Raw genomic sequence first — 17669 nt, forward strand, 5'->3', positions numbered from 1 at the left:
AGGAGGATCTCATATGGCAAAGCAACATGACAAACAATTTAAACTTGATGCAGTCCAGTACTATCAGGATTCTATGCTATTGGATAATAGAAGTATAGATGTAGTGTATAAAACAGAAGAAAAACCTAGACTGGATTATTTCATAATGGAAAAATATTGGAGTAGAGCTTTGGAAATATACGAGGAAATAGCAAATTTGGATGAGGACATTTTTATAAAGGTAAATTCGGATAAAGTTCCAGTTGTATTGGCGAATAAGTATACAAATGACTTTGACTATAATGTTTGCAAGAAAATAATACGTGAGGTAGAGAAGAATGCAAGAAAGCAGAATTCGAATCCTTTATTCTCTGTATCTTCATTAATTGATGTTGATGACATTGTGCCTCAGCAGGTTGGAATCTGGTATCATCAAAAAAAAGGAGAGGCGGAGCAATTAGGATTAAGAATTGAAGAATTAAGATTTGAGAAAAAGCAATATGAAGATAAAAAGAAGCAGTTCAAAAAGCCAAAAGGAATGAAAGCCGGGTTATGTCTTTTTGTTACTTTTTCGGCTCTTGGAGTGTTTTTCCCGCTTATATGTGCATTGATAAATCATATGAATACACTTGAATGTTTGTGTTTACCAATAATATCCCTTGCACTTTTCGGTATTTGTACTTTGAGTACATTTATATACTTAGCTTTATTATTGAGATGGAAAAATGTCGATATGGAGGGAGTAAGACATGAGAGCGATAGTTGAGAAGGTAAATTTTAAAAGAGGCTTAGTGACCTATGAAATTGATGGTTATGATTATGGATGGTTAGAGATATTGGATTCTGTCGAGGTGGAACCTGAAGAAATAATTGAAGGTCCATTTACAACGTTAGGAGAAGCAAAAATATATAAAAGAAGTACTGGTGAGACGATTAATGTTTTTATCGAGGATTACGGGATGTCGCGACAAGGGGCAATTGAAATGATTATGAGATAGGTAGCAGGAAGACTCTAGTATATCAATGATAGAAATCAGGTGATGTTAATGTATGAAAGTGAATTAATAATTGCTGTTCGTAATGGTAATGGAAAGATAATCGCTTCTCAGACATTTGAAGAGTTTATGAACGGAAGAAAGAATATTGAAATTTTAAATTATTACACAGGGCAAAAGTTATTTGATATTCTATTTGACGATTTGGGTATTATTAGATATGAAGATAACGTTTTTGCATTGAAAACAATATTCCAATTGAACCCTGAAAAAACAACTATGTCATTACTGGGAAAAATTGCTGAAGCAGTGATAGTAAGAAGATGTAGAGAAGATGAGGAGATTAATAAAAAATGGTTATCTATTGCTAGAAGAAAAAAAGCTAAAAGCAAAACAGCAGAGCGTTTTCAGGCGGTGGGTACTGGGCTTATGAGAACAAAGATTGATTATCCATCAATCTATAATCCAGCAGATACACAAAGGGATATAGTTTGGGTGGATGATGAAGGAATGAGAGCGATGATCAAGTCGTCTTATGCTGCAGGTATAGAGGCGGGGCTACAGATAAAGGTGAGCAGAAATGGCATGGGCTATTTTTTTCAGGACCTATGTAACTTGAGATATGAAGTTCCGGTAGTATATTTTGATATAAGTCATGATTATGATAAAGTTGCAAGAGAATTGGTATTAAATCAGGGATTTTGTGGTAAGCCGAGTATAGAAGAAAACTTTGTAAGAGCTAGTGCTATAGATTATAATGGGTATGAGGAAGTGTGCTTTTATGAAGATTTGGTTATGGCGTTAGTAACAGGTAAACTAACAGTTGAGGATTTGCTGAAGAATAAGACTGTTTGTGAAAGTGAAACATTTAGAAACTCATTATTATCTGCTACGATTTCACAAATACCACTTCAGAATATTATTATTAAATGATAAACAGTCCGCCAGAATGGTGCAACTTTTTGTAATTAGCGTTCAGGAGTGCAAAAAATAACAAAAGCACCAAATTGTGCGCGAATGTTAATACGAAGTGAAGTTATACCGCACGTTGAGACGGTATGCCTTTTGTCCAAACTCCATGAAGCGAAATATCATGTGAATGTGAGACTTGACATGGACGAGATGGATTTAACGGCGGCTGAGAGCAAGGCTACTTATGAGGAGATAAAGAAGTATGTTGCAGAGTATAATGATGGGATGAAGGTATCTGATCTGTATATTGCACAGGTGAAGAGAAAGTGTGGAATTGAATTAGCGGAGAATTTTAATATTCCTAGGTCAGAGGGAGCAAAGCAACCACAATGTCCGAAGGAGAAAGAAGAGGCAATTATTGGGGCACTGAAAGCATTTCAGATGATTTAAAATCACAAAGAGGAGTGAATTACATGATGTATAATCCACAACTTGATACATTTATCTGCGTTGTCGAAGCTGGAAGCTTTAGTAAAGCGGCAGAAGAATTATATATAAGTGCACCTGCGGTTATTAAACAGATAAATTCTTTGGAAAACAGCTTAAATTTGCAATTATTTGAAAGAACACACAGAGGTCTTATTATTACGGAAGCTGGTAAATCGCTCTATCAGGATGCAAAATATCTGATTCAATATTCAAAAGAATCGTTGATACGGGCGCAGGAAGCAATGAATCATAATGAAGAAATCATTCGTGTTGGAATATCTCCGATGACGCCACCGGAAGTTTTTGTGGAACTTTGGCCTAAGATACAGAAAATATATCCGGAGATAAAGTTTAAATTGATTACATTTGAAAATACACCAGAGAATGCAAGAGAGATACTGGCTAATATGGGAAAGAATATTGATGTGATAGCTGGAATCTTTGATGAAACAATGCTTGAACTCAGAGGCTGTGATGGTACTGAGATTTCAAGAGAACCATTTTGTGTGGCGGTATCAATTCATCACAGGCTGGCAAAAAAAGAAAAAATTACACTTGATGATCTGGCTGGAGAAAATCTTATGCTCATGCAAAGAGGATGGAGTTATTATGGCGATATGCTAAGGGATGATATGATGAAAAATCATCCTGAAATCAATATTGTAGACTTTAATCTGTACAATGTAGAAGCATTTAACCGATGCGAAAACAATAATGAGGTATTACTGGCATTCAAGAGCTGGGAAAGTGTTCATCCACTGATCAGAATCATTCCAGTAGAGTGGGATTATACTATGCCGTTTGGAATTCTTCATTCGAAAAAACCGTCCATTAAGGTTAAGCGGCTGATAAATGCTATTAACAAGGTAAAATGAAGACATCATTCAAATGAGTAAAAACCTAAAGGTTAATACTGAATAACAAAACGAGACTTCTAATGGAGTCTCGTTTTGTTATACTTTTTATCGTCCGGAAGCACAGACTGCCTGTGAGAATCTTGCCAGAGCAATTGTTTTTTTACATGAAAATGTAGAGAAACTACCGATTGATATGACGGGTTATTCTCTCTGGGAGGCTCGGCTGGAGCCAGGATGGCAGCCAGGCTTGGTTCTTATGGAACAGCTTACTTTGGAGAAAAAGAAATTGCATCATACAGAAGTATGGAAAATTTATATCTCCCAGATACAACAAAAAGGCACAAATATTCAAAATGTGAATAAACCGAAAGGTTAAGACTGAAAAACTTATCGAAACTTCTCAAAAGAATCTATCAGTTATATAGTATGAATGTAAGAAAACAGTATGAAAACAAGGAGGATACGACAATGGAATATGTTTCATTAAATAATGGTGTAAAAATGCCAATACTGGGATATGGCGTATATCAGGTAACAAAAGAGGAATGTGAAAGATGTGTGCTTGATGCTTTAAAAGTTGGATACCGGGCGATTGATACAGCACAGAGTTATTTTAATGAGGAAGAGGTTGGGCATGCAATCCAAAAGTCAGGTATTCCAAGAGAAGAAATCTTCCTTACAACAAAGGTGTGGGTTGAACATTATGGATATGAAGAAGCAAAGAAATCAGTTCTTGAATCCATGAAAAAGTTAAAGACAGATTATCTGGATCTGGTATTGCTTCACCAGCCATTTTCAGATGCTTATGGTGCTTACCATGCATTGGAAGATCTGTACGATGAGGGAAAAATCAGAGCAATCGGAATTTCCAACTTTTATGTAGACAGAATGGTTGATTTTGCATCCTTCAACCGCATTAAACCTATGGTAAATCAGGTGGAAACCCACATCTTCAATCAGCAGAAAGAGATGAAGGAATGGGCAGACAAATATGATATCCGGTTAGAAGCATGGGCACCATTCGGTGAGGGCAGAGGAGGCACCTTTGAGAATCCTGTCATCGCAGAGATTGCAGAAAAATATCAGAAGACTCCGGCACAGGTTATGCTTCGCTGGCATATTCAGAGAGGGGTAGTGGTTATTCCGAAATCAACACACATTGAGAGAATGGAAGAAAACTTTAATGTTTTTGATTTCACACTTTCTGATGAAGATATGAAGACTATTGCAGAACTGGACAAGAAGACAAGCTCCTTTTTCTCGCATCAGGATCCGAATATGGTGGAATGGTTCGTGAAGATGGTTGAGGAAAGAAAAAAGAATAATGACAGTTCAAAAGAAAAAAGGAACTGGTAAGCATAAGAGGAAAAATCAATGAAAGTATTACTTGTCAATGGCAGTCCACACGAAAATGGCTGTACTTATACAGCTCTTTGTGAAGTATCCAGTGCATTAAATGAAAATGGCATAAGTACAGATATTTTCTGGATTGGGAATAAGCCGATTTCAGGATGTATTGCTTGCAGAAAATGTCAGGAAAAAAATAAATGTATTCTGGATGATATCGTGAATGAATTTCTGGAAATAGCAGGGGATTATGACGGATTTGTATTTGGAACGCCAGTACACTGGGGTGGTGCAGGCGGTGCAATCACATCCTTTATGGACAGAGTATTTTATGCCGATTTAAATGGTGACGGCAACAGATTCCGCCTGAAACCTGCAGCAGTGGTGATTTCAGCAAGAAGGGCAGGAACAACTGCAACGTGGGATCAGGTAAATAAATATTTGGGGCTTATGCAGATGCCGATTATCACATCGAGATATTGGAATATGGTACATGGGACGAATCCGGATGAAGTAAAACAGGATCTCGAAGGAATGCAGGTTATGCAGATCCTTGGAAACAATATGGCATACTTCATTAACTGTAAAAATGTTGCGACAAAAATGGGAATTGAAATGCCAAAGGCACCGGATTTTGTATTTACCAATTTCATCCGATAGAAATTAGCGTGACATGATGGGTTAAGTATTTCAAGAAATGATGTGGCTGAAAGTGAACAGGAGATTGCTGATTGGGTGAAAGGATTTCAGTAATAGGAAAGAAAGGAATGGATATAAAAATGAAGAAAATGTTAGTTGTATATTATTCCTGGTCAAATGGAAACACGAAAAGAATTGCAGAGCAGCTGACTAATGGGACAGGTGCAGATATTGCGAGAATCGAAACAGCAGAGCCATACAGCGGCAGTCATGAAGATGTGGTTGAACAGGGAAAAAGAGAGGTAGAGGCAGGCTTTATGCCTCAGATTAATCCGATATCTGTAAATCTTGCTGATTATGATGTGATTGCTATCGGAACTCCAACGTGGTGGTATACGATGGCACCTGCAGTGCTTACATTTTTGACAACAAATGATTTTACAGGAAAGACAGTGATTCCATTTATGACAAATGGTGGATGGCCGGGGCATGTTATAAAAGATATGGAGGAAAATTGCAAAGGAGCTGCCTTTGCACATGAAATGCAGATTCAGTTTGATTCCAAAGGAAAAGATCATCTGGAAACTTCAGAAGAGGTGATTACAGAATGGATTGGGCAGATAAATACTGATATAAACAAATAACCATAAGGAGAGATAAAACAATGAGAAAAAATTTTGGAGCAAAGCCATTTTTATATCCACAGCCGGTTATGATTCTGGGAACCTATGATGAAAATGGAAAGGCAAATGCAATGAACGCTGCATGGGGCGGAATTGTAGGTGCAAATGAGATTATTGTAGATTTGTCTGCCCATAAGACAACAGACAATATTATAAAAAATAAGGCTTTTACAGTAGGGGTGGCAGATCTTGAACATCTGGTTTCCTGTGATTATGTGGGAATTGTTTCTGCAAATAAAGAAGCAGATAAGATGAAAAAAGCAGGCTTTACTACAACGAAAGGTGAATTTGTAAATGCACCAATCATCAATGAACTTCCATTGACTCTTGAGTGTGAACTTGTAAAAGTCATTGATGGCAGCAAGTATCTTGCGGAAATTAAAAATGTAAGTGCAGATGAGAAATATCTCGGTGATGACGGAGAAATTGATCTTAGTAAGTTTACACCAATTACATATGATCCGGTACATCACGGATATTACAAACTTGGAGAACGTGTGGGAAATGCTTTTAAGGATGGAGCAAAGTTAAAATAAGGACAGGTGATTAAAGTGAAAAAAATTGTACAGACAGCAGGAAGAAACGCACTGAATGAATTTGCACCACAGTTTGCACATTTTAATGATGATGTTTTGTTTGGAGAAAACTGGAATAATCAGGATATTGATGTAAAGACAAGATGTATTATAACAGTCACAGCACTTATCGCTTCAGGAATGATTAATACATCTTTAGTACATCATTTTGAAAATGCAAAAGCTCATGGAGTGACTCAGAAAGAAATTGCAGCCGTGATTACCCATATAGCATTTTATGCAGGGTGGCCAAAAGGATGGGCGGCATTCAATCTTGCAAAAGATGTCTGGAGTATAGACGAAGGTGATCTTTCATATGAAGATGAAGCAATGAGAGCTCATGCTAAAAAGATGCTATTCCCGATTGGAGAGCCAAATGATAAATTTGCACAATATTTTACAGGGAAAAGTTTTTTGGCTCCTGTGTCTACGTCACAGGTTGGAATTTTCAATGTGACTTTTGAACCTGGTTGTAGGAATAACTGGCATATTCATCATGCAAAAAGCGGAGGCGGACAGATTCTTATCTGCATTGCAGGATGTGGATACTATCAGGAAGAAGGAAAAGAAGCAGTAGAAATGAAACCTGGAGATTGTGTCAATATTCCGGCAGAAGTAAAACACTGGCATGGAGCAGCACCGGATGAATGGTTTTCACATCTGGCAATTGAAGTACCGGGAGAAAAAACATCATCAGAATGGTGTGAAATAGTAACGGATGAAATATATGAGAAACTGAAATAAATACTTTCTCCCCAAAATTATGCCTGTTTTGTTAAAAAACTTGATATCTGTTGTCCATGAAAGGAACCAACTTGTGGATATAGTTCCTGAATCTCTTGATATTTTGCTTCAATCATTTCAGGCTCATCAGCCCAGATCTTTTCATATATTTTTAACAACCGTAGCAAGAATTCCCTCACCTCTATAGGGACGCCACTGAAAAAGTGGTCGTAAAATCATATATCTGATATAATTAAGGTATCATAATTGTCGGAGGTTGAAATGTTATCATCCCAACTTAAACTTAGCCTTAGTTATTATTCAGATTTATATGACATGATTGTTCCAAAAGATCATATTCTAAGAAAAATCAGGGAATTGGTCGATTTTTCTTTTATATATGATGAATTAAAAAATAAATATTGCCTTGATAATGGACGTAATGCAAAAAACCTTATATTGCTATTTAAATATCTGCTTTTAAAATATCTTTATAACCTTTCTGATAATGGTGTTGTTGAAAGATCACGATATGATATGTCTTTTAAATATTTTCTGGAATTAACGCCAGAAGAAGAGGTTATCCATCCTAGTCTTTTAACCAAATTCAGAAAGCAGCGTTTAAAAGATGAAAATATACTTGATCTGCTCATAAATAAAAGTGTAGAACTTGCCATAAATCAAGGTGTTTTAAAAAGCAATACTATAATTGTTGACTCAACTCATACAGAAGCCCGTTATCATAAAACTACTCAGAGAGAAATGTTGAAAAAAGCCTCTACTTCTTTAAAAGCAGCTTTAAAGGATTCTGATAAAGACATTTATCTGCCAGATGAACCTGAAAAACGAGCTTCTTTAGATGAGTATAATGAATACTGTCATGAATTATTAAACACAGTTCAGGAAAGTCCGTATTCAGAACTGCCAACGATTAAAGAAGAATCTTCTATGTTATCCGAAATTTTGGATAATCAGATTGATTGTTATGATCAATCCATTGACCCGGATGCCCGGATTGGCCATAAAGCGGTCAATTCTTCTTTTTACGGATACAAAACTCATTTGGCCATGACAGATGAACGGATTATCACAGCAGCAACAATCACATCCGGCGAAGCATTTGATGGTCAGGAACTTCCAGTACTGGTTCAAAAAAGTAAAGCAGCAGGTGCAACCGTTAATGAAGTAATAGCAGATACCGCATATTCCACACTGGAAAATTTAAAAGATGCACAAAGCAATGACTATAAATTAATTTCAAAGCTTAACCCGAGCATCATAAAAGGGACTCGTTCAGAGGACGGCTTTATCTTTAATAAAGATGCGGATACCATGCAGTGCCCAGCGGGGCATTTGGCTATAAAATATCGAATTGACAAACGTAGTAATCAGAAAAAGAATACACGTATCAAATATTTTTTCGATATTAATAAATGCCATGTCTGTCCTTATCGTAATGGCTGCTATAAAGAAAATGCAAAAACCAAAACGTATAGTATCACTATTAAATCGGATTATCATAAAAATCAAGAAGCGTTTCAAAAAACACAATATTTCAAGGAACGTTTCAAAACCCGCTATATGATAGAGGCAAAAAATAGTGAATTAAAAAATATACACGGATATAGTCGTTGTGATGCTGCTGGACTATCAAACATGCAACTTCAAGGAGCAGTATCAATATTTGCAGTCAATTTAAAACGAATTTTAAAACTAAAGGGATAAGTCTGCCCAAATGAGGAAAAATAGGAAAATTCATCTCTCAAAAGGGTAGATTTTGTATCCCTCAAAACACTATTTTAGCAATATTTTATTATCAAGGAACATTTTTGCACATATTTGACACCCTGTGATACTAAACTTACCACTTTTTCAGTGGCGTCCTATAGGTGATGGGATGAATTGCACATTCGAGCATGTCTGCTCAAATTCATAAAAAATCGCAAAAACACTTGTTCTGATACAATAAATATATTATAATAGAAAAAAGAACAATATGCTCTTGAAATTTAGACGGTCGAAATAAGCAATAAGTGAGTGTACATAATGAGTTTAGATAATAATTCTCATTCAGTGTTTTTTGTTTGATTCTGGTTATGAAATATAGCAGAAAGATGCTGGACGATAAGATGTCAGAGAGAACAAAAGAAATCTTTGAAATATAGCACCTGTTGAAACAATCCATCAGTATATAGAGAGTCAGGGTGAGAAAGATAAACCGGGCAGTAAAAATAAGAATCTATCCAAATAAAAAACAGATAACCCAGATAGAGAAGACGATCGGCTGCAGTCGTTTTCTTTATAACCGGATGCTTGCGGATAAGATCCGTTATTATCAGGAAGAAAAAAAGATGCTGAAAAATACGCCGGCCGGATATAAAAAAGAATATCCATGGCTGAAAGAGGTAGATTCTCTTGCGCTGGCGAATGTACAGTTAAATCTGGAAGGGGCTTTCCGGAAATTTTTTCGGGAACCGGAAGTGGGATTTCCGCATTATAAATCAAAAAAACATTCGCGGAAATCCTATACAACGAATATGGTAAATGGGAATATCTGTCTGCAGGACAGGTTCCTGAAACTGCCAAAGATGCAGCCGGTAAAAATAAAACTCCACCGTATGATCCCGGAGGGATGGAAGCTGAAATCAGTGACTGTGAGCAGGGAACCGTCCGGAAAATATTTTGCCAGCCTGCTGTTCGACTGTGAAAACCAAACAGCGGAGAAAAGACAGGCGGAAAAATTCCTGGGGATGGATTTTGCCATGCATGGGATGTGTGTATTTTCTACCGGTGAAAGAGCCGGATATCCCATGTTCTACCGGAATGCAGAGAAAAAACTTGCCCGGGAACAGAGAAAACTTTCCAGATGTGAAAAGGGCAGCCGTAACTATCAGAAACAGAAGAAAAAGGTTGCATTATATCATGAAAAGATAAAGAACCAGAGGAAGGATTTCCAGCATAAGCTCAGCCACAGCCTTGCAGAAGACTATGACGCAGTATGTGTGGAGGATCTGAACCTGAAGGGGATAGCCGGAGGCCTGCATTTCGGAAAAGGGATACAGGATAACGGATACGGTCAGTTCCTTTCCATGCTTGGATATAAGCTGGAAGAACGTGGAAAATATCTGATAAAAGTAGACAGATATTTTGCATCCAGTAAGATATGCAGCGTATGCGGACATAAGAAGAAAGAGCTGGCATTATCAGAACGGATATACCTATGCGAATGTGGAAACCGGATGGACCGGGATGTGAATGCGGCGGTCAATATTCTGGAAGAAGGAAAAAGAATATATAAAAAATGTGCATAATAGCACAGAAAAGATTCGTAACCGGATAAAAAAGAACCGCGGGACACGCGGGGATAGCCTGTTTTAGCTTTGCCCTGAAGGGCAATTGAGCAGGAAGCTCCCACTTCAAAATCTGTAAGATTTAAGTGGCGAGAGCATGTCACATCAAATAAATTTTAAAAGCTGATAAAAAAGAATGATAATTTGGAGAAAAATAGCATAGAATAATTTTGAGCTGATATGACAGAGAATGTTTTGGCATATTGACAGGACATTTAAAATGACGTATACTAAGCTCAGTGATCGTTCTGTAGAAACTTGAGAAGCCTACAGGCGGGGGGGAGCCTGCGGGTCTCTCCCTCTTTTGTTTTAAGGAGAAATGAGATGCAGACACCGAAAAAATTCTCTTCTTTTAGTGACCAGGTTTCCTGGATCAGTGATGAAAAGGGAATAAGAATAAAAGACAGAGAATATGCGGAAGAGATGTTACGGCAAATAGGATATTTTCCTCTTATGGGAGGATATAAACATCTTTTTAGAATATCGAATACAAAGAAATATAAAGTAGGAACAAGTTTTGAAGAAATAGTCAGTCTGTATAAGTTTGATGCAGAGCTTAGAGAGTTGTTCTTTAAATATTTACTGCAGATTGAGCGACAGATGCGTTCTTTGATGTCATACTATTTTACTGAAATGTATGGAGCAGAGCAGAAGCAGTACCTGGACGCTAATAATTATAATAATACAAAAAGAAATCATGCAACAATCGTAAAGTTGATAGCGACCTTGAAACGAGCAACAACGACCACAGATTATACATATATCAACTATTACCGCAAGACATATGGTGAAATTCCATTATGGGTTTTGGCAAATGTACTTACGTTTGGAAACTTATCAAAAATGTTCCGAGTGTTTCCGCAGTCCTTAAAATCAAAAGTATCAAAAAACTTTGAACCTTTGAATCAGCATCAGATGGAACAGTTTCTATCTGTTCTCACTAAGTATAGGAATGTATGTGCCCATGGGGAACGACTGTTTACATACAGAACAGTAGATGCTATTGCGGATACACCGCTTCATAAAAAACTTTCATTACCACAGAGTGGGAATCAGTATGAAAAAGGAAAACAGGATCTGTTTGCTGTGGTGATTGCTTTTAGATATCTATTACCTGGAAAAGATTTTCTGGAATTTAAAAGAAAGCTTATAAAAGAGATTGACCGAGTAAACAGAGAGGTAGAGCATATAAGCGAAATTGAATTATTGAATAAAATGGGTTTCCCAGAAAATTGGAAAAATATTACCAGATACCATTTAAATTAAAGAAATATCCTCTAAGAGATAGTGAAATACCTATTGTCTTAGAGGATTTTTTATTGAAGAATTTTAATATTTAAGAGTTTGTTTTTTTCTTTTTGACATTAAAGATAAGATTTCTTGTGGGTTTGTCAACTGACGTCCGGGAAGTGTCTGCTTTGGTGTGCGGTCACGGTCGGCTTCATCAATCGCTGCGATAAAATGTTTTACGCTATTTGGGTTGGATATGACAAAATTATGAGTAATACTTGAAGTAGCCATACGAACACCTCCTCTTTTCGTTTTTTTGTGTATTAATTATACGATTGACAGAGAAGTGCGTCAATAAGAAAATAAGTATTGAAAATAGTTGGAACAAATACTAAAATAAAGTTGGGACATTGAATGGAAGTTATGTTACGAGATAATAAGAATTGTAGGTGGAAGGTTTGAACATAGAAGCATATGATGCAGATTCATTGAGAAAGATGGTTAGGTTGCTTGAATATGAGAACAAGATATTAAAAGATAAATTGAAGAAAGCAGACATTTCATATGAAGAGGTGAATCCTTTTGAAGAAAAAATAGAAAGTGCAGAAGAATATGACCTGGATCAAGGGAATCGTATTGTAAATCCGCTGTATATTACAGAGAAAATGGCAATACGTTTCTTTTCGATGTTTTGGGGAAGAGAAGATGTATATGCCAGACGGGGAAAGAACGGGGGCTATTTTCCACAATGTGCAAATCGTTGGAATGACCGGCTTTGTCCTAAACAACGTAAAGAGAAGGTATTTTGTGATGAATGTGAAAATACCAAATGGATTAGTTTGGATGTAAAAAAAATAATTGCTCATTTGTTAGGCACAAAAGAAGATGGATCAGATGTAATAGGTGTATATCCTTTATTACCAAATGGTACATGCAGATTTATTGTATTTGATTTTGATAATCACGAAAAAGGAGCAGAGGTTACGGACTTTGCAAATACGGATAATGAGTGGCATAAAGAAGTAGAAGCACTTAGAAAAATGTGTGAGCTTAATGGTATCAGACCTTTAGTTGAGAGATCTCGATCTGGAAAAGGTGCCCATGTATGGATTTTCTTTAAAAAGGCAATACCTGCGGCAACAGCAAGGAATTTTGGATTTCTCCTGTTAGATAAGGGTTCAACTTCCATCAATCTGAAATCGTTTCATTATTATGATAGAATGTATCCTTCGCAGGATGTGGCAAGCAGCATAGGTAATTTGATTGCATTGCCATTACAGGGGCAGGCGCTTAAAAATGGAAATAGTGCTTTTGTAGATGAAAATTGGAATGCATATCCTGATCAATGGGATGCTCTTTTTAATAAAACAAGAAAGCTGGGAATAGAAGATATTGAACAATGCATGGCAAAATGGCAGAGAGAATTAGCAGAAGTCAGAGGATTGCTTACTAATATGGAGAAGAATGTCAGACCGAAACCATGGAAGAAGAAATGCGAGTTTTGTAATTCAGATGTTGTGGGCAAGCTACACATGGTATTAGGAAATGGAGTTTATATAGATACTCTGAATCTTATGCCAAGAATACAAAATCAGATTCGTAGTTTGGCGGCATTTGATAATCCGGAATTTTACAAAAATAAAAGGCTGGGATATTCTAATTATTATAATTTTAGTGCTGTATATTTAGGTAAGGATATAGATGGATATATACAGATTCCGAGAGGACTGCGGGAAAATATTATACAGGAATGTGAAAAAGCAGGCATTTCAGTTGATGTTTCAGATCAAAGAGAAACAGGACAACCTATCAGAGTATCTTTTAAGGGTGATCTGCGAATGCAACAGGAATTAGCAGCAGAAAAATTATTATCACATTCAGATGGGGTTCTGAGTGCGGCAACTGCATTTGGAAAAACTGTAGTATGTAGTTACCTTATTGTAGAGCGAAAAGTAAATACGCTCATTTTGCTGCAAAGTAAAGATTTGCTTAATCAGTGGGTTGATGAATTGAATCATTTCTTAGAGATAAGAGAAGAACCACCGGAATATGAAACAAAAACAGGAAGAAAGAAAAAAAGGAATAGTGTGATAGGCGTTTTGCACGGAAATAAAAATACATTGACGGGGATCATAGATGTTGCAATGGTTGGTTCGATGTACAGCAGAGGAAAATTTAATGAACGAATTAATTCTTACGGAATGGTAATTATGGATGAATGTCATCACGTAGCTTCTAATACATCTATGGAATTATTGCAGAAAATAAATGCAAAATACGTGTATGGTGTTTCTGCTACGCCTAAACGTGGCGACAGTCTTGATCGGATTATCTATATGCTGCTGGGACCTTTGAGACATAGATTTACTGCGTTAGAGAGGGCTAAGGAACAGGGGATTGGACATTATTTTGTCCCAAGATACACGAGAGTAGTTGATACTGCAGAAAGCAAGGATAATATTAATAAAGCATATAATTTGATTAGTACCAGTAAGGTGCGCAATAAAATGATTATAGATGATGTTATAACTTGTGTTGCAAGAAAACAAACTCCTGTAATTTTAACAAGATTTAAGGAACATGCAAAATTTTTACATGAAGCCTTAAAGAAAAAAGCAGATCATGTATTCCTTCTATATGGGGATAATTCGGATAAGGAAAATGCTGAAATAAGAGTAAAATTAAAGCAGATACCTGAAAATGAATCGCTTATTTTGGTGGCAACTGGTCAGAAAATAGGAGAAGGGTTTGATTTCCCAAGACTGGATGTATTAATGCTTGCAGCACCTGTATCTTTTGAAGGACGTCTGGAACAGTATGTAGGTAGATTAAACAGAGATTATGTCGGAAAAGAAGCCGTTTATGTGTATGATTATATCGATTCGCATATGCGTTATTTTGATAAAATGTATGCAAAAAGATTGAGAACATACAGGAAGATGGGATTTTCAATCTGGACGCAAGAGTTGCAACCTAAACAAATAATAAATGCAATATTTGATTCTGTAAATTATACCGAAAAATTCGAGCAAGATATTGTAGAGTCAGAAAAAATGGTGGTAATTTCCAGTCCGGATATCAGACAGGATAAAATTGACAGATTTTTATTACTAATCAAGAAGAGACAGGAAGTAGGGGTAAAGGTCACAGTTATTACAACAGATCCGGAAGATATTACTTACGGAAAGTCGGATGTATGTTATGAATTAATCAGAACAATGCAATTGGTAGGAATAAATGTGATAACAAGAACAGAAGTAGAAGAATGTTTTGCTGTTATTGATGATGAAATAGTATGGCATGGTGGGATGAATCTACTTGGAAAAGCTGATGTCTGGGATAACTTAATGCGTATCAGAAATTCACAAGTTGCAACGGAATTGTTGGAAATTGCTTTGGGATGTTCTGAGGAGAGGAGAAAATGTGAATAAGAAGATTAAATGCGATATATATACCAGAGTATCCACAACCATGCAGGTAGATGGCTACAGTCTGGATGCTCAGAAAGAAAAACTCAAGAGATATGCGGAATTTCAGAATATGGAAATCGTAAATGAGTATTCCGATGAAGGTAAGTCTGGAAAAAGCGTAGAAGGCAGACCGGAATTTCAGAGAATGTTGGATAATATTGAGAATGGAACAGATGAGGTGCAGTTTGTATTGGTGTTCAAGCTTTCCAGATTCGGTCGTAATGCGGCAGATGTGTTAAACTCTCTGCAAAGAATGCAGGATTTTGGAGTGAATCTGATCTGTGTAGAAGATGGAATTGACAGTTCAAAAGATAGTGGAAAGCTGATGATTTCTGTTCTGTCTGCGGTGGCAGAGATCGAACGGGAGAATATCCTTGTTCAGACAATTGAGGGACGTAAACAGAAAGCCAGGGAAGGAAAATGGAACGGTGGATTTGCTCCATATGGCTATGAATTGGTAAATGGAGAATTGCAGATTGCAGAGGATGAAGCGGAAATTATTCGTCTGATCTATGATAAATTTATTCATACCAATATGGGAATCTCTGCGATTGCTGCATGGCTGAACCAGCATGGATATAAAAAGAAAAAACGACAGAATAATACACTGGACGCATTTGCCGCATCATTTATAAAAGGCGTTCTGGATAATCCGGTATACTGTGGAAAGCTGGCTTATGGACGAAGGAAGAACGAGAAAGTTTCTGGAACAAGAAATGAATATCGCATTGTAAAACAGGAAAATTATATGCTGCACGATGGTATCCATGAAGGGATTGTTTCAGAAACAGACTGGGAGCTAGCTCATCAAAAACGAGAAAAAACAGGTGTGAAATATGAAAAGACACATAGCCTCGATCATGAGCATATTTTATCCGGAATATTGAGATGTCCGTTATGTGGAAGCGGTATGTATGGAAACGTGAACCGAAAGAAAAAGAAAGACGGAACCTTATATAAGGATTATTTCTATTATGCCTGCAAACATCGTCGTCTGGTAGATGGTCATAAATGTGGATATCGTAAACAATGGAGCGAGGAGAAGATTAACAATGCAGTGGAAGAAGTTATTCGGAAACTGGTGAAAAATCCTAAATTTGAAGAAGCAATTCTGAATAAAATCGGTTCAAGAATAGATACAGAAGAAATAGAAAAAGAGATTGAAGGATTGGAAAAGCAGCACAAGCAGTTGACCGGAGCAAAAGCAAGACTTGGACAGCAGATGGATAGTCTGGATATCATGGATAAATTTTATGAAAAGAAATATCAGGATATGGAGACACGCTTATATCGTCTATATGATGAAATTGAAGGCGTGGAGAACAGTATAGAAGAAGTTAAGAATCGCCTGCTGAATATCCGGCAACAGAAAATATCAGAAGAAAACGTCTATCAATTTCTTTTATATTTTGATAAACTATATGATAAGTTCACCGACCTGGAGAAGAAAGAATTTCTTAACAGCTTTGTGGAACAGGTGGACATTTACGAGCAGGAGCAGCCAGATGGCAGATTCCTGAAGCACATAAAGTTCCGTTTTCCAGTGTATTTTGGAGAAAGGGAAACACAGGAACTTTGTTGGGACAACGAAAGTACCGTTGAGATTGTGTGCCTCTTGGGCAACCGAAAACCAGATACCACGGTAAAACTCAGCGTGGATATGGATGATTACCACAGTATTATAAATGGTAAAGATGAGGAATGATGATTTCACTATAGTGACTGTGTTGAATTCCTATTTTTTAAATCGTTCACATTGATAATGTATCTGATTTTGGAGTAAAATTAATTTATGAACAAATAAGGAGCGAAATTTGTGGAAATTAAAAGAGACGCATACCTTGAACAGTTAAAGATAAGAAAAGATAATGGGATGGTAAAGATTATCACGGGAATCAGGAGATGCGGAAAATCATTCCTAGATAGGAGCTACTACTAATTATTGTTTATAATGAGCTGCTCATCAGAGGCTATAGTGTGGATGTTGGTATTGTAGAGGTATATGCAAAAAATGATGAAGGAAAAACGACTCGAAAGTAGTTTGAAGTTGATTTTGTAGTCAATCAGAGCAGTCAGAGATATTATATTCAGGTGACTTATGATATGACTTCTGAGGAAAAGCAGACACAGGAACTTAACTCATTTAGAAACATTCCGAATTCGTTTAAAAAGATTGTGATAGTAAACGGAACGAAGAAGCCGTGGAGAAATGAGGAAGGTTTTGTGATTATGGGTATGAAATATTTTCTGCTTAATGCGGATAGCTTGGAGTTTTAGGAAAACCAGAAACAACCAGAGTTCGTGTTGACTAATTTGTATAGTAGATGATAAAATTAATCTATAAAATTGCTGTATCTGATTCACACATCTGTGAAACATTTGTTGAAAAAGACGCAACAGTAATTAATTGAAACGATTTT

The 17669-nt window shown here is 36.6% G+C and carries 17 protein-coding genes and 2 pseudogenes; 18 read left to right on the forward strand and 1 reads right to left on the reverse strand.

The features are described 5' to 3' along the window. The first annotated feature begins 13 nt into the window (after positions 1-13). From R8695_RS04205 to R8695_RS04270, 14 genes and pseudogenes are all read left to right on the forward strand, one after another. Positions 14-745 (forward strand): hypothetical protein, encoded by a 732-nt coding sequence (locus tag R8695_RS04205; RefSeq protein ID WP_154780686.1) that lies wholly within the window; start codon positions 14-16, stop codon positions 743-745. Then, complete coding sequence (locus R8695_RS04210; RefSeq protein WP_154780685.1) at positions 729-977, forward strand: hypothetical protein; 249 nt, start codon at positions 729-731, stop codon at positions 975-977. The genes R8695_RS04205 and R8695_RS04210 overlap by 17 nt, the downstream gene beginning before the upstream one ends. A 48-nt stretch (positions 978-1025) precedes the next feature. Next, complete coding sequence (locus tag R8695_RS04215; RefSeq protein ID WP_195978913.1) at positions 1026-1907, forward strand: 3-deoxy-7-phosphoheptulonate synthase; 882 nt, start codon at positions 1026-1028, stop codon at positions 1905-1907. A gap of 111 nt (positions 1908-2018) precedes the next feature. Then, positions 2019-2336, forward strand: a pseudogene (locus tag R8695_RS04220) (recombinase family protein); the annotation flags it as partial. Next, positions 2276-3250 carry a LysR family transcriptional regulator gene (locus R8695_RS04225; RefSeq protein ID WP_330585212.1) on the forward strand — a complete coding sequence of 325 codons (975 nt, stop codon included), beginning with the start codon at positions 2276-2278 and terminating at the stop codon, positions 3248-3250. The pseudogene R8695_RS04220 and the gene R8695_RS04225, both read left to right, overlap by 61 nt. A gap of 216 nt (positions 3251-3466) precedes the next feature. Further along, on the forward strand, positions 3467-3595 hold the full coding sequence (locus R8695_RS04230; protein ID WP_308418855.1) for a hypothetical protein: 129 nt from the start codon (positions 3467-3469) through the stop codon (positions 3593-3595). A 105-nt stretch (positions 3596-3700) separates the two neighbouring features. Then, positions 3701-4588: an aldo/keto reductase gene (locus tag R8695_RS04235; RefSeq protein WP_167515486.1), complete on the forward strand. Its 888-nt coding sequence runs from the start codon at positions 3701-3703 to the stop codon at positions 4586-4588. An 18-nt stretch (positions 4589-4606) separates the two neighbouring features. Further along, positions 4607-5239 carry a flavodoxin family protein gene (locus R8695_RS04240; RefSeq protein WP_154780682.1) on the forward strand — a complete coding sequence of 211 codons (633 nt, stop codon included), beginning with the start codon at positions 4607-4609 and terminating at the stop codon, positions 5237-5239. A gap of 71 nt (positions 5240-5310) precedes the next feature. Next, entirely contained in the window at positions 5311-5862 is a 552-nt protein-coding gene (locus R8695_RS04245) for a flavodoxin (RefSeq protein ID WP_330585211.1), read from the forward strand. A gap of 20 nt (positions 5863-5882) precedes the next feature. Then, positions 5883-6437 (forward strand): flavin reductase family protein, encoded by a 555-nt coding sequence (locus R8695_RS04250; RefSeq protein ID WP_154780681.1) that lies wholly within the window; start codon positions 5883-5885, stop codon positions 6435-6437. Between the two features lie 15 nt (positions 6438-6452). Beyond that, positions 6453-7220: a carboxymuconolactone decarboxylase family protein gene (locus R8695_RS04255; RefSeq protein ID WP_167829775.1), complete on the forward strand. Its 768-nt coding sequence runs from the start codon at positions 6453-6455 to the stop codon at positions 7218-7220. 261 nt (positions 7221-7481) lie between these two features. Then, complete coding sequence (locus tag R8695_RS04260; RefSeq protein ID WP_154780680.1) at positions 7482-8924, forward strand: IS1182 family transposase; 1443 nt, start codon at positions 7482-7484, stop codon at positions 8922-8924. 479 nt (positions 8925-9403) lie between these two features. Then, entirely contained in the window at positions 9404-10510 is a 1107-nt protein-coding gene (locus tag R8695_RS04265) for an RNA-guided endonuclease TnpB family protein (protein ID WP_331669659.1), read from the forward strand. A 363-nt stretch (positions 10511-10873) separates the two neighbouring features. Further along, positions 10874-11815: an Abi family protein gene (locus tag R8695_RS04270; RefSeq protein WP_154780893.1), complete on the forward strand. Its 942-nt coding sequence runs from the start codon at positions 10874-10876 to the stop codon at positions 11813-11815. 63 nt (positions 11816-11878) lie between these two features. Here the strand turns inward: R8695_RS04270 and R8695_RS04275 are convergent, their stop codons facing one another. Continuing rightward, the gene (locus R8695_RS04275) at positions 11879-12070 is read right to left on the reverse strand and encodes a hypothetical protein (protein WP_154780892.1); all 192 of its coding nucleotides are present in this window, start codon (positions 12068-12070) and stop codon (positions 11879-11881) included. A gap of 167 nt (positions 12071-12237) precedes the next feature. Between R8695_RS04275 and R8695_RS04280 the strand changes: the two genes are divergently transcribed. The 4 genes and pseudogenes from R8695_RS04280 to R8695_RS17845 form a co-directional block, all read left to right on the forward strand. Continuing rightward, positions 12238-15210: a TOTE conflict system archaeo-eukaryotic primase domain-containing protein gene (locus R8695_RS04280; RefSeq protein WP_154780891.1), complete on the forward strand. Its 2973-nt coding sequence runs from the start codon at positions 12238-12240 to the stop codon at positions 15208-15210. Further along, positions 15203-16954: a recombinase family protein gene (locus R8695_RS04285; RefSeq protein WP_308418867.1), complete on the forward strand. Its 1752-nt coding sequence runs from the start codon at positions 15203-15205 to the stop codon at positions 16952-16954. Before R8695_RS04280 ends, R8695_RS04285 begins: the two co-directional genes overlap by 8 nt. A gap of 111 nt (positions 16955-17065) precedes the next feature. Beyond that, the gene (locus tag R8695_RS04290) at positions 17066-17188 is read left to right on the forward strand and encodes a hypothetical protein (protein ID WP_279238217.1); all 123 of its coding nucleotides are present in this window, start codon (positions 17066-17068) and stop codon (positions 17186-17188) included. Positions 17189-17190: 2 nt separating this feature from the next. Next, positions 17191-17526, forward strand: a pseudogene (locus tag R8695_RS17845) (ATP-binding protein); the annotation flags it as partial. Positions 17527-17669: the final 143 nt, after the last annotated feature.

The sequence above is a fragment of the Blautia luti genome (assembly GCF_033096465.1).
GTDB lineage: Bacteria > Bacillota > Clostridia > Lachnospirales > Lachnospiraceae > Blautia_A > Blautia_A luti.